At 56.1% G+C, this 13,471-nt stretch carries 8 protein-coding genes; 4 read left to right on the top strand and 4 right to left on the bottom strand.

All coding sequences use genetic code 11. The features are described from left to right. Positions 1 to 6 precede the first annotated feature (6 nt). The gene (locus HH216_RS16480; protein WP_169551796.1) at positions 7 to 3,135 is read right to left on the bottom strand and encodes a SusC/RagA family TonB-linked outer membrane protein; all 3,129 of its coding nucleotides are present in this window, start codon (positions 3,133 to 3,135) and stop codon (positions 7 to 9) included. Positions 3,136 to 3,413: 278 nt separating this feature from the next. Between HH216_RS16480 and HH216_RS16485 the strand changes: the two genes are divergently transcribed. Both HH216_RS16485 and pgmB read left to right on the top strand, forming a co-directional pair. Then, positions 3,414 to 4,187 (top strand): DeoR/GlpR family DNA-binding transcription regulator, encoded by a 774-nt coding sequence (locus HH216_RS16485; protein WP_169551797.1) that lies wholly within the window; start codon positions 3,414 to 3,416, stop codon positions 4,185 to 4,187. Between the two features lie 904 nt (positions 4,188 to 5,091). After that, a complete protein-coding gene (pgmB, locus tag HH216_RS16490; RefSeq protein WP_169551798.1) occupies positions 5,092 to 5,748 on the top strand; it encodes a beta-phosphoglucomutase in 657 nt (218 codons plus the stop codon). A gap of 219 nt (positions 5,749 to 5,967) precedes the next feature. Here the strand turns inward: pgmB and HH216_RS16495 are convergent, their stop codons facing one another. Both HH216_RS16495 and HH216_RS16500 read right to left on the bottom strand, forming a co-directional pair. Further along, positions 5,968 to 6,750 (bottom strand): cyclase family protein, encoded by a 783-nt coding sequence (locus HH216_RS16495; RefSeq protein WP_169551799.1) that lies wholly within the window; start codon positions 6,748 to 6,750, stop codon positions 5,968 to 5,970. A 33-nt stretch (positions 6,751 to 6,783) separates the two neighbouring features. Then, positions 6,784 to 7,245, bottom strand: a complete 462-nt coding sequence (locus HH216_RS16500; protein ID WP_169551800.1) for a GNAT family N-acetyltransferase — start codon at positions 7,243 to 7,245, stop codon at positions 6,784 to 6,786. Positions 7,246 to 7,493: 248 nt separating this feature from the next. On the opposite strand from HH216_RS16500, the gene HH216_RS16505 reads away from it, so the two are divergent. Both HH216_RS16505 and wrbA read left to right on the top strand, forming a co-directional pair. Further along, positions 7,494 to 9,872: an ABC transporter permease gene (locus tag HH216_RS16505; protein ID WP_169551801.1), complete on the top strand. Its 2,379-nt coding sequence runs from the start codon at positions 7,494 to 7,496 to the stop codon at positions 9,870 to 9,872. A 205-nt stretch (positions 9,873 to 10,077) separates the two neighbouring features. Then, the gene (gene wrbA / locus HH216_RS16510; protein WP_169551802.1) at positions 10,078 to 10,692 is read left to right on the top strand and encodes an NAD(P)H:quinone oxidoreductase; all 615 of its coding nucleotides are present in this window, start codon (positions 10,078 to 10,080) and stop codon (positions 10,690 to 10,692) included. Positions 10,693 to 10,812: 120 nt separating this feature from the next. On the opposite strand, the gene HH216_RS16515 is transcribed toward wrbA, so the two are convergent. After that, positions 10,813 to 13,344 (bottom strand): DUF5686 and carboxypeptidase-like regulatory domain-containing protein, encoded by a 2,532-nt coding sequence (locus HH216_RS16515; protein ID WP_169551803.1) that lies wholly within the window; start codon positions 13,342 to 13,344, stop codon positions 10,813 to 10,815. Between the last annotated feature and the right edge of the window lie 127 nt (positions 13,345 to 13,471).

A 13,471-nucleotide genomic window follows, 5' to 3' on the forward strand; every position in this document is an offset into this window, starting at 1 on the left:
CCTCCCTTAAAATTTCACCATCAGGTTAACCCCCATGCTGCGGGTACGGGGGAGCGAGAACGCTTCGAAGCCCTGCGCGTTGCTGTTGGTATAGCTCGATTCGGGGTCGAAATTGTCGGTATTGCGGAACAGGATGAGGGGGTTACGCGCGACAAGCGATATCGACGCGCCCTGAATCCGCAGGGGCTTCAGCACACCCGCCGGGACGTTGTAGTTCAGCACCACCTGACGCAGTTTTACGAAGCTGCCGTCGTACAGAAACAGGTCGGTATAGTTTTTCAGGTTGTCGTAGTACAGGCGCAGCCCCGATACTGGAATCGTAGCTGAGTAGGGGGTACCCTCCGGCGTTACACCCGATACCGGCAGACCACTTTCGCGGCCCGGCAGCGTGCTCTTTTGCAGGCCGAAGCGGGTGGCGTATACGTCCATCGTCGAGAAAATCTTGTTGCCGAACTTACCGTCGATCAGCACGTCGAGCGAGAAGTTTTTGTAGGTGAACGTGTTGCTCAGACCCATCGTCAGCGGAGGTACGCCCTGTCCCAGTTCGGTCAGTGCGCTGCGCTGCGGGTAACCCGTCGACGTGTTGTAGACGACGTTGTTGTTGGCGTCGCGCACCATCGTGTAGCCTTTGATAACACCGTAGGGCCGGCCTACCGCGTTGTGGATGAACGCCCAGCTACCCACGCTGCTCGCCACTTCAATGGTGTTCAGTCCATCGGCCAGTTTCACGACTTCGTTCTTGTTGTAAGCCAGGTTGTAGCTGACGTTCCAGTTGAAGTTGCGCGTTTTCACCGGATTGCCCGTGATCAGCATTTCGATACCACTGTTGTTAACCTGCCCGATGTTGAGCAGTACGTCCTGATAACCCGTCGCCCGCGATACCGACGTCCGGACGATATCGTCGGTGGTTTTGCGGTTGTAGTAAGTCAGGTCGAGGCCGAGCCGGTTGCGGAAGAATTTCATGTCCAGACCCAGTTCGTAGGTCGTCGATGTCAGCGGGCGCAGGCTTGAGTTCGTCACCAGGTTGACGCCGTTCGACTGGGTTACCTGCTGAAGGGGCCGACCGTCGTGACCGCCCTGCACCATGCTGTATGTCTGGTTCAGGATGTACGGATCGGGCGTCGCGCCACCCACCTGCGCACCGGACGCCCGCACCTTGGCAAAGCTGATCCAGGCCGGCAGCTGAGCCGCCTGCGACAGGACGAAGCTACCACCGATAGACGGGTAGAAAATGCTGTTGTTCTGCGGGCTGAGTGTCGAGAACCAGTCCTGCCGACCCGTAACAGTCAGGAACGCGATGCCTTTGTAGTCCAGATCGGCCGAGGCAAAAATCGAGTTGGTGGCCGTTTTCTGGTTGACCGGCCGCGTCGTCAGCGACGACAGGTTGGTGTAGCTGTAGAAGAACGGGATGATAAACTGCGTACCATCGATGTACGTATCGTTGACGGAGTAAATCCGCTTGTTGCCACCAACAAAAGCGTTCAGACTCAGGTTTTTGCCGAATTTGGCGTCGTAGTTAACCGTCAGCAGCGAGTTCGTTTCCGACACCGACGAGTTGATCTCGTGGTATTCGCCCGCTGCGTTGGCCGTGTAAACCGTACCCGTTGGGATGACGCCCACCGAACGGAAATTGTAGAAATCGCGGCTGACACTACCCCGCACGTAGAGGTTGTCCAGAATGTTGAACTTCAGGTTGGCCTGCCCGATGAACCGGTTCTTGGTGTCGTTGTTCTGGAAGCGGTTGACCACGAAATACGAGTTCGACGCGTAAGGCGTTTCGTTCCACTGTGTCTCGCGTCCGTTGGCGTCGTAGCCCGGCGACAGTTGGCGAATATCGACCGTGTTCGCAACCATGTAGACGGCCCAGTTGGGGTTACCCGGTGCGTCGCCCGCGCTGGGTCGGTTGGTGGCCTGTTCGAGGTTATACTGCGCTACCGTTTCGAGCGACAGCCGCTTGCTCAGGATCGCGTTTACGTTCAGGTTGGCGATTTTGCGGTTGAACTTCGAATTGGGCAGAATGCTCTTGTTGTCGACGTTGGCCAGCGAAAAGCGGAAGTTGATGTTCTCGCTACCACCGTTCAGCGCCACCGTGTTCGTAAAGGTAGACCCCGTCTGGTAGAAGTTTTTGATGTTGTTCCGCTGCGGAGAGTAGGGGTGCTCCAGCCCGTCGAACGCGACGTACGGCTGTCCGTCCATGCGGGTACCCCACGACCGACGGCCCCAGTTGGTAGCCTGCGCCTGCGTCGTCGGCTTTACGCCACCATCGCCCTGCCCGTATTCATACTGAAAATCAGGAAACACAGCGGGTGTATCGAACATCAGTGTCGAATTGTAATCGATGCCGATGCCTTTCTGAGCCCGACCTTTCTTGGTCGTGATCAGGATAACGCCGTTGGCCGCGCGCGAGCCGTAGAGTGCCGCTGCCGTACCGCCTTTCAGCACACTGATCGACTCGATATCGTCGGGGTTAATCCCGCCAATGCCATCGCCCCGGTCGACGTTCAGGCCACTACCGTTGGTGGTTGGGCTACCGCCGGGCGTCGTGTTGTCGATCGGCATCCCGTTGATGACGTACAACGGCTGGTTATTCCCGTTGAGCGACCCATTACCCCGGATAATAACCCGGCTCGACCCGCCCGCGCCTGTCGACAGACCCGACGCGTTAACCCCGGCGATTTTACCGCTGAGCGCGTTGGCGACGTTGGTTTCGCGGGCTTGCGTAAAGTCGCTACCCTTTACTTCCGTTACCGAATAGGCGAGGGCTTTCTTGTCTTTCGTGATACCAAGCGCCGTCACAACGACTTCGTTGAGTTGCGTCTGATCTTCTTTCAGCGCCACATTCAACACCGAGCGGCCCCCGACGGCAATCTCCTGCCCGACAAAGCCGATGTACGACAGAACGACCGTTGCCTGTGGGCTCGACAGCCGGAGTGAATAATTACCGTCGCTGTCGGTGACGGTGCCTTTGGTCGAGCCTTTCTCGACAATGGTTACGCCGGGCAGTGTCGTGTTATCGGCACCGTTGGTCACTTTGCCTGTCAGCGTTTGCGCCAGCGCGGGCAAACTCAGTAGCCAGCCCAATAGCAGCAATACAGGTGAACCGGCCCGTTGGGAAATCAGGGATAGTTTATTCATAGATACATGCAGGTAGGTATTACGTAAGGAATACGAATTGCAGAACTTGCGATCGTTGATTGCAAATATTGCCAAATAAAATTTTAAATCAAGATTAATACGAATAATAATTGGTCAAAAAGGTTAAATGCCTACTTTTGTTTGCAATTATTACAATATATGCTAGTTTAGATTTGCAATTGTTCGAATGTTGGCAGCTTACTTCGCAACAAGTGGCAGTAGGCTGGTAAATAGTTGATCTTTGCCCCTACATCTGATCTATTACCCGTAGTTATTCCATGCTGGCGACCGATCCGTCTATTGTCTTAGTGAAAGAGGAGCGCAAGGAGATGCTGCTCAAACAGATTAATCTGCACACCCGTGTTTATTTGGGTGACCTGGCCAGTACGCTCAATGTATCCGAAGACACCATCCGGCGCGATATTAATGAGCTGGCCGACGAAGGAAAGCTGATCAAAATTCGGGGTGGGGCGATGTCGAAAGCCTACCACCATACATCAGCCGTACAGGAAACATACGGGCATCAGGACAAGCGCACGATCGCCGAAAAATGCCTTCCTCTGCTACAGAATGGCATGTTGATTCTGATCGGTGGGGGCACCACGATTCGGGAACTGATCAAGCTCATTCCGGCGGACCTACGGGCAACGTTCGTAACGGTCAACCCACTGACGGCGGTTGAGCTGATGGACAAGCCGAATCTGGAGATCATCATGATCGGCGGACAGATTTCGCGCTACAGTCAGATGAGCGTGGGGGGCGAAGTGTATCAGCGGTTGTCGGAGTTCCGGGCCGACCTGTGCATTATCGGTACCAACGCCATCGACGCCCGTAGTGGCCTGACCGACTCTGACTGGGAAACCGTGCAGGCCAAGAAAGCCATGATCCAGGCGTCTGCAAAAGTTGCGGTTTTGGCGATCTCCGAGAAGCTGAACAGCGTAATGCGCATGAAAATAGCCGACCTGCAACAGATCGACTATCTCATTACTGAATTACCCGCTGAGTCGCCCCAGCTAACGCCCTACCGAACCGGTAATGTGCAACTGCGGTAGGGGTTGAAGATTGTATTCTATTTTGTTGAGTTCTCGAACTGGCTCTGGTAGCTATTAATTTTCTCCGGCTGATCTACCCCCAGCCCCTGAGAGGTTGTTTGGGGAAGCATAATCCGGCTCAAAAATGTCTTTTTTGTCATCCCGACGACAAGAGGGATCTTCGATAAAAGCAAATAAACCGCCTGCTACCGAAGATCCTTCGCAGGCTCAGGATGACAAAAAAGGCTATTTTGAGCCGGATTATGCTTCCCCAAACAACCTCTCAGGGGGCTGGGGGTAAACAAGCTGTAAAGAGGGTAGAGCACAGCTAGGGAAACTTCATAGGAAGTGTTTAGAATCGAAGCGTCTGATACGATCGTTTATGGATTCTCACGGAACCGTAACAATCGGGTAATTCCGCCCCTGCTCGACGGCCCACATGAGATCTGCCAGCAAGTGGGGTACTTCCATCGACATCGTGCCACTTTGGCCGCAGACGGGGCCGTTACAACAGATTATACTTCCTTGTTCGCTCGGGACGATAGCTACGATGTTGTAAACATTCAAGGCTATCGGTTCTTTGTCTTTCGTTTCAACTTTGATAAACATAACGTCGAGTGGCAAATTGAGTAAGCAATTACTTTACGTAACCAATATACATACTAGGTTGGCATGTTGTTCGCAATTCCAGTCTATGGCCCAATCGTTGGCTTTCGTGCCAAATGGGCGACATAAAAAACGGGGCGCCACCTGTTCGCTGATTGATGAACGGCATCGTAACGGAGCAGACAGACTACGGTAGCCGCTATCACATGGAATGCGAACATCCGGGGAATAATAGACGTTGACAAACAGCGAGCGAGTCTGCGATAACTGTACATGCAACTCGATCGGTTACTTTTGCCCGACAAACCGTTTGCACTACATGGCCATCAAGGCATTCTTATTTGATCTCGACGGCGTTATCGTCGACACCGCGATTTACCACTACCAGGCATGGCGCCGATTGGCCAACGAACTGGGATTCGATATTTCGGAAGAGTTTAACGAACGGCTGAAAGGTGTCAGCCGCATGGAATCGCTCGACCTGATTCTGGCTGAAGGTGGACAAACACTATCTGACGAGCGGAAGCAGGAACTGGCCACCCAGAAAAACGAGTGGTATCTGGAATTGGTCAGCCGGATGACGCCGGACGATATTCTGCCGGGTGTCGCGCCGTTTTTCTCGCAAGTACGTAAGGCAGGACTAAAGACGGCACTTGGTTCCGTCAGCAAGAATGCGCCCCTGATCCTGGAGCGCATCGGTATGGGCGAAGTGTTCGATGCGATCATCGACGGCAACAAGATCAGCAAGGGAAAACCCGATCCGGAAGTGTTTACCAAAGGAGCCGCCGAACTGGAGGTGCAACCCGACGAATGCGTCGTGTTTGAAGATGCCGTAGCTGGTATCGAAGCCGGGAAACGGGGTGGTATGCACACCGTCGGACTGGGCTCGCCCGACGTACTGACGCAAGCCGATATGGTAGCCCCGTCGCTGGAACACCTGACGGTCGATCAGGTACTGGAGCGGTTTCAGGGGTAGGCTGGCTTGTACCGCCCTTGCAAGGGCTTTGTATGTATTTATTTGACTGGCTTTTTGTGGGGGCCTCTTTACCCCTAAATCCCCTGAAGGGGACTTTGCTCACTGGCGAGTAAAGTCCCCTTCAGGGGACTTTAGGGGTAAAAAGGCCTCCAATCAGTAACGCTACTTCCATTTGCGTAAGAGCACTGCCAGAGTGGTTTAGCTAGATGACCGACCCGGCTATTCGGTTACCGTGGGGTCATCCAGAATCGCTACGACGCGGGCGGGTGCGGCCGATGCGCCGACGATTTTCAGCGGAAATACGCAGACTTTAAAGCCGGTTGTGGGTAGCGATTCCAGGTTTACGAGTTGCTCCATGTGGCAGTACTCGTGCTCCTGACCGACCAGATGCCCTTCCCAGAACAGGTTTTGGTCGCCCCGTAGTTTGGCCTGTTTGATCATGTACGGCAGGGGCAGGTCCCAGCCCCATTGGTCGATCCCCATCACCTTGATGCCCTGCTCAATGAGCCAGCGCGTGGCTTCCGCGCTCATGCCGGTCCCGACTTCGGCAAAGTTTTTCTGCCCGTTAAAGCGCGCCCGACCCGTCCGAATCAGCACGATCATGCCCGGTTTCAGGCTGACGTTTGTCTGTTGCAATGCCTGTTGCACATCGGCAGCTGTGATGGGATCGAAATCGGCTTTGTGGCTCATGTCGACAACAACGCCGTCGCCATAGCACCAGTCCAGCGGAATCTGATCGATGGTTTTGGCCGGTTGCCCGGCTACTTCCGGCGCGTAATGCCAGGGGGCGTCGAGGTGAGTCGTCGCGTGAACACCCATCGACTGAATCGTATCGTCGGCCCAGCCGATGAAGCGGGGCGGAAACAGTCGGAAAGGCAGGCCCAGCAGCCGGATCAGCCAACGGGCTTTCTGGTGCGGCTTGTGTTTGATCTTAACCCGCATAAACCACGGGTCCTGCGCATTATAGCGAATGGGCTTGGAGAGGTCGATGAGTCGGCTCATCACTAGTGAGTGAGTTGGTTGGGAGAAAAGAGGTTACCGGGCTAAGTGAAGCTTCATGCCTTCGTGCGAGTCGACAAAGCCGAGCGATTCGTAAAAGCGTTTCGCGTCGGGTCGTTTTTTATCCGTCGTTAGTTGCAGCACGTGGGCACCTCGCTCCGTGGCCCGCTGGATGGCATACTGAAATAGCGCGGTACCGACGCCCTGCCCCCGGTAAGTCGATTTGACGCGCACGGCTTCGATCTGCGCCCGGATACCGCCCTGATAGGTCAGATACGGAATAAACGTTAGCTGGAAGGTAGCGATGAGTTCGCCCTTGTATTCGACTACAGTCAATTCCTGATTGCCGTCGCGGCTGATGGCGTCGAATGCCTGTAGATAGGCCGTGGGGAGAGGAAGCTGGTACTGTTCCCGACTGGCGCCCAGCGCGTCGTCGGCCAGCAGGGCAACGATGTCGGCCAGGTCGTCCTGCGTAGCCAGACGATAGGTGAAGTTCATGGTAGGGAAGGTTTGTACCGACCAATCTACGCATTTTTACTTGGGTAGTACGTTTCTGTCGATTGCGGGTGCGCGGCAACGAAATGGTGGTTGGAGCAACGCTACGGCTTGTCCAGTTACGAACGACCTTGTCCGCTAGTGGACAGGCGTACGCACCGAAAATGGCCTTCAGAGGCCAGAAAGGGCCAATGGCGTTGGTGGCACAGGAGTTGACTTATGTTGGCCGAGCTTTCTCTTTTCTGACCCGTATGGTACGCAACTATCTCAAAATCGCCTGGCGCAACCTGATCCAGAACAAAGTATTTTCACTCATAAACCTGCTGGGTTTGTCGATTGGTATTGCCAGTTGTCTGCTGATTTTTCTGTTCATCATGAACGAGTACAGCGTCGACCAGTTTCACCGGAACCGGGCGTCGATTTATCGCGTCATGCGGAACATTGACGAAGAAGGCAAGTCGATATCCGTTGCTTATCTGTCGGGGCCGTACGGACCCGCGCTGCTGAACGATTTCAAGGGGCAGATCAGCCGGGCCGTGCGCGTGCGCCAGACAAACGCGCTGGTGACGAGTCAGAATAAGTCGTTCTACGAACGAAAGGCCATCGATGCCGACCCTGATTTTTTTCAGCTATTCTCGTTTCCGCTGCTCAGGGGCGATGCCGCAACGGCGCTTACCAATCCGGGGAGTGTGGTGCTGACGGAGTCGACGGCGCGTAAATACTTCGGTAGTATCGATAAAGCCTTCGGTCAACTTGTTAAACTCGATAAGAACCTGCCGCTGAAAGTAACGGGCATCGCGCAGGACGTACCGACCAGCTCGCACCTGAGCTTCGATCTGGTGGTGCCACTGGCCAACTACAAGGCCGACCCGTACATGACGCAGTGGATCAACAATGCCGTGTTCACCTATGTGCAGCTGGCTCCGTCAGCTAGTCTGGCGCAGGTCGAACGCAGCCTGCCGGGCTTCATGCAGAAGTACATGGGACCCGTTATGAAGCAGTTCGGTTTCCGCTTCTCGCTGTCGCTGACCCCGCTGGACGACATTTACTTTGAACAGGGCGCGTTTGATAACCTGAAACACGGCGATAAAAAAGTCGTGTATCTCTTCCTGTCGATTGCCGCACTCATTCTGCTGGTAGCCTGCATCAATTTCATGAACCTGTCGACGGTTCGGGCGATGGAGCGGTCGCGCGAGATTGGCGTCCGTAAGGTGTTGGGCGCCGTCAAACAGCATCTGGTGTGGCAGTTTATCGGCGAATCGGTGCTGCTGACTACGCTTTCCTGCGGCCTGGCCGTCGGACTGGTGGCGTTGGCGCTACCGGCCTATGTCCAATTGCTGGGGCAACCGATTCAACTGACGGCCTACGCGTTGCCGATCACCCTGTTTCTGATTGGTATCATCGTCGTAACCGGTTTCCTGGCGGGTAGCTACCCGGCATTTGTGCTGGCCGCTTTTTCGCCCATACAGGCACTGAAAGGAAAGCTTCGCCTGGGCCGGGGCAGCACGTCGTTCCGGCAGGTGCTGGTCGTGATTCAGTTCAGCATTTCGATCGTGCTGATGCTGGGTATGGCCATCGTAACGCGGCAACTGCACTACCTCAAACACAAGGAACTGGGCTACAACAGCGCCCAGACGATGGTCATTCCCATCGAGAACGAAGACATCTACAACTTTCTTACCCAGCGCAAAGGCGACCTGTTGGGCCAGAGCCAGGTGTCGAACGTGTCGCTGATGTCGGGCGAGCCGGGCGGGTATTTCGACGCGCAGATGTTCGACGTAGAGGGGCATGACGAGCGGTGGCGGGGCCGTACCGAGTTCGTCGATTTCGACTACGTAAAAACGCTGAACCTGAAGATTATCGCCGGGCGGGATTTGTCGCCGGCATTCGCCACCGACAGCACACAAGCACTTCTGTTAAATCGCACGGCAGCGGCTAAACTGGGCTGGACACCGCAACAAGCCATCGGCAAATGGCTGAAGAACACCCTGCGCGACAGCACACGTCAGACCGTTATTGGCGTGGTTGAGGATTTCAACTTCCTGTCGCTCCGCGAGCATATCGAGCCGCTGGTTATTGAGCCTAGCGACGATCAGCGGGTAGGGCTGGTTCGGCTGAAACCCGGCGACGTACAGGCGGGCGTAGAAGCGGTCACCGCCCTGTACGCCAAAACGAAGCCTGCCTATCCGTTTGACTATCGGTTTCTGGATGAGCAGTTCGATCAGACGTACCAGGCCGATCTGCGTCAACAAACCATTCTGGGCGTCTTTGCCGGGCTGGCGATCTTCATCGCCTGTCTGGGGCTGTTCGGTCTGGCGTCGTTTCTGGCCCGGCAGCGCACCAAAGAAATCGGCGTTCGGAAAGTGCTGGGTGCATCGGTCGTGAGCGTGGTAGCATTGCTCTCGAAAGACTTCCTGAAACTGGTGCTCGTGGCTATCGTTGTTGCCAGCCCACTGGCGTACTACGGCATGAATCGGTGGCTCCAGAGCTTTGCCTACCGGGTCGAGGTGTCGTGGTGGATCTTCGCACTGGCGGGACTGGTGGCGGTACTCATTGCGCTGCTAACCATCAGCGTACAAAGTATCCGGGCTGCGCTGGCCAACCCCGTCAAATCGCTCCGGTCGGAGTAGTGTTTTTGGTTTCCTGAATGGCCACTGCTGCGTTCAGACTGCACTGTCAGTAACGGGTAATGGCGAGATAGAATGCCAACAAATAGACCCACCTGTGACAGACGTTACGTTCATAAGTGGGTCTATTTATGCATTGGCTCTAACAAAGCCATTTATCGGGTTGTTGACATTGCTGTTTCTTTCAAGTAACGCATTACTCCGAATTATGAAAACGCTTGTCGTATTTTATTCCACCTATGGCCACGTCTGGACGCTGGCAGAAGCTATTGCAGAAGGTGCCCGTCAGGTCGAAGGCAATGAAGTAGTTGTCAAACGCGTACCCGAAACGCTACCCGCCGACATACTCGAAAAAACCGGAGCAACGGCTGCTCAGAAAGCGTTCGCTCACCTGCCGGTCGTCACACCCGACGAACTGGTTGAGTACGACGCTATCCTGTTCGGTACACCCACCCGTTATGGTAACCTTTGCGGTCAGATGCAGTCCTTCATGGACAGCACGGGCGGTTTGTGGGCCAAGGGCGCGCTGGTTGGTAAAGTAGGTGGGGCGTTTGTCAGCACGGCCACCCAGCACGGGGGCCAGGAAGAAACCCTTCGCGCCTTCCATACCGAGATGCTGCACCACGGCTTTGTGATCGTGGGGCTACCCTACGCCTGGCAGGGGCAGATGGGCCACACGGAAGTAACCGGCGGTACACCCTACGGAGCAAGCACGGTGGCAGGTGGTCAGGGTGAGCGCCAGCCCAGCGAAAACGAGCTGGAAGGCGCACGTTTCCAGGGTAAACACACCGCTGAGATTGCCCAGAAGCTGGCGGCTAAATAAGCCACTAGGTCAATCACCACAAAGCCCGTCTGGTTTTCAGGCGGGCTTTGTTGTTTGTCAACACTTCATTACCAGCGAAGGCGGTCAAACCTTAAACGTTGAACTAAAAACGTTAAACCATCAGAACGCCAGCCAGCCGGAGAATTTGACGGCAAAGGGCGTAACGGGAATGCCGGTGCGGGTCAGGTTGTCGCGGTATGTGAGCCGGTGGAGGAAGTCGACGCGCAGGACTTTGAAAATATTGTCGATGCCGTAGCCAACCTCAACGTAGGGCGTGCGGCCAAACGAACTAAAGCCCTCGACGGTATTGCCCTGTGCGTCGGTGGCGGGAATGGCCGACAGGTTGGCTGATGATACGCCACCCACCAGCACGTTGGCCGTTATGACTTCGCGCCATTTCAACTGCCGCAGCACCGGCAATCGGTTGAACAGCAGCCCGCCAAAGTTGTGCTCGAACTGTACGCTTGCCCAGCGATCGCAGACAAACTCGAAGTAGTTCATCAGGTTGTAGGCGTTGCTGACGTAGAACGACGATTCGTTGCCCAGTGGCGTGTATAGCAGCGGATACGGTACCGTCGACGGAATCAGCCCCGCGCCGACGGTGTAGTACGTCCGGCCCAGCACGCCCATGCGAAACGAGTGCTTCATCGTCAGCGATACGCGTTGATAGGCGAAGTCGCTGCCCAGTACGTCGCGCAGGCCGAGGGTGTAGCGCAGCGTAAAAATTGGCTTACGAATAGCCCCGGCACTGACCCGCACGTTGTCGTTCTGGAGTAGTACCTCGTCGGGGGCGAAGCGCGTTTCGGAAACGATCTCGGTGGTTCGGTAGCTGCTCCGCACCGACTGATCGTTGTCGCGGGTCTGGGGCTGGAAGGCGAAGGGGAACAGCGGTTCAAACGTGCGGTTGCGCAGGGCCAGCGTCTGCGTGAATCCCGCGCCCAGCTCGCGCCGGGCGTATACCAGATTATCCTCTTGGAAGTATGGTCGGCGGATAGTACCAAAGCGGGAGTAAGCCGCAAACAGGGAGTTACCCCCGATGTTGTCGGCGGAAATGCCCACGCGTTCCAGATCGTAAGTACGCCGGGCACCAATCACCGTCCAGGGCTTGCGGCTGACGATGTACTCGGCCTGCGCGCTGTACTTAACCTGCTGATCGAGGGTGCCGTATGCCAGATAGCCGCTCAGCAGCCATTTGCGGCTGAACCCGGTGTTGGTACGCATGCCCAGCCGAAACCGGTTGCCTTCGACACTATTGTTCGCGTAGGAATACAGCAACGGGCCGATGTCGATGTTCCATTTCTCAATGGGTTTATAGCCCAGCACACCCAGCTTGATAACCTCTCCGGCTAGTTTAATCAGCGGTACGTTGCGCACCGAATCGACGACCCGGATGGCTTTGAACTCGTCGGGCGACAGCGATTCCGGCCGGGCATTCTGCCAGTAGGCCGCGTCGGTCTGTTTGTAGTCGTCGGCCAGTTCGATGGATGGGTTGTAGAAAGCCGCGTCGTGCGGCTCTGTCAGGCTCACGTTGCGGGCCGTGGTCAGAAACCGGATCAGCGCACCCGGCGCGCGCGGGGTCGGCTCGTCGGTGTCGATGGTGAGGTGGGTCTGGGTCGGGAAGCGGGTGCCGGATGCGGTGGTTTCCCAGCTTTGCTCGATGTGCAGTTCGTCGACGAAGTTGATGTTGGCCCGCTTGTCGACCAGCGCGTCGACCTGCGTCAGGGCCAGTTGTAGTGTGTCGATCCAGACGGTACCGGTAAAGGCCAGATCGGTGGCGCGCTTGGGCGTAAACTCAATCTCGTAACAGGGCGCTCCGTCGATCTGTACCGTGTCTTTCAGCCGGAAGGTGTAGACCGTTTCCCACTGACTGCCGATTGGCGAGGGGAGGTCTTTGCGGAAAATGTTGAGCGAGTTGCGGTAGAAATTGTACTGCTGAAACGACGCGCCCGTCAGCTGGGCAATCAGGCTCCCATCACTGACCCCCACGCCCGACACCCGCGATTTGCGGATGTGCTCCTTTGTGCGGTCGGGGTTCGAGCGAGTGTAGACGTTAGACACCGTTTCCGAAATAAACACCGGCACGGCGGGTTGGCCATTGTCGTCGGTGACGGCGGGCAACTTACCCAGCAACCGACTGACCGGGCCGGGCCGCCGGTTGTTCTTTCGTTTCGTGCCGAAGTTGTTGATGTAGCCTTCAATCTTGGTGTAGCTGTCGAACTCAAACCCCGCCAGCCGGGCCGGATTGAACTGATCGCGTCGGCGCACTACTTCACGCAGCACCCGGTAGGCCGGGTCGCCCCCTTTGGCGTATACTTTCACTTCCTCCAGCCGGTTAGCTGCTGCCGTTAGCTGCGCGTCGATGGTCTGGGCGGGCTGGGGGAGGAGGGCATAGGCGCGGGTTCGGTAGCCCAGACTCTGCACCAGCAGCGAGTCGGTCAGTTTGCCAACGCGGAGGCTGTAGCGCCCGTCGACGTCGGATGTAGTGCCGCTGGTACTGCCTTTTAAAGCGAGGCTGGCGAACGGAACACCCTCGCCGGTAGCCGCATCGGTGACGCGGCCCGAGATGGTGTACGTAGTCTGGGCCAGGCCGATACCGGTCAGTCCCGCGAGCAGGAAGGCCAGTATCAGCGTGGTCCGCAGATAAACAGTCATGGTCGTATTCAGTAGTTGTATTCTCCGTAAGCAACCGTTATTTAGTCAACAGAGTTTACTATGTGGTCAAAAAATAACCGCTGTTGATTAAGCGGTAGGTTTGTGCCGGTACTACTCCCGACACTAT

This window comes from Spirosoma rhododendri (genome assembly GCF_012849055.1).
Lineage (GTDB): Bacteria > Bacteroidota > Bacteroidia > Cytophagales > Spirosomataceae > Spirosoma > Spirosoma rhododendri.

Excerpts from the sequence above, each read along its gene's own strand:
- HH216_RS16480 (WP_169551796.1), bottom strand. The coding sequence starts at position 3,135 with ATGAATAAACTATCCCTGATTTCCCAACGGGCCGGTTCACCTGTATTG.
- HH216_RS16485 (WP_169551797.1), top strand. The coding sequence starts at position 3,414 with ATGCTGGCGACCGATCCGTCTATTGTCTTAGTGAAAGAGGAGCGCAAG.
- pgmB (WP_169551798.1), top strand. The coding sequence starts at position 5,092 with ATGGCCATCAAGGCATTCTTATTTGATCTCGACGGCGTTATCGTCGAC.
- HH216_RS16495 (WP_169551799.1), bottom strand. The coding sequence starts at position 6,750 with ATGAGCCGACTCATCGACCTCTCCAAGCCCATTCGCTATAATGCGCAG.
- HH216_RS16500 (WP_169551800.1), bottom strand. The coding sequence starts at position 7,245 with ATGAACTTCACCTATCGTCTGGCTACGCAGGACGACCTGGCCGACATC.
- HH216_RS16505 (WP_169551801.1), top strand. The coding sequence starts at position 7,494 with ATGGTACGCAACTATCTCAAAATCGCCTGGCGCAACCTGATCCAGAAC.
- wrbA (WP_169551802.1), top strand. The coding sequence starts at position 10,078 with ATGAAAACGCTTGTCGTATTTTATTCCACCTATGGCCACGTCTGGACG.
- HH216_RS16515 (WP_169551803.1), bottom strand. The coding sequence starts at position 13,344 with ATGACTGTTTATCTGCGGACCACGCTGATACTGGCCTTCCTGCTCGCG.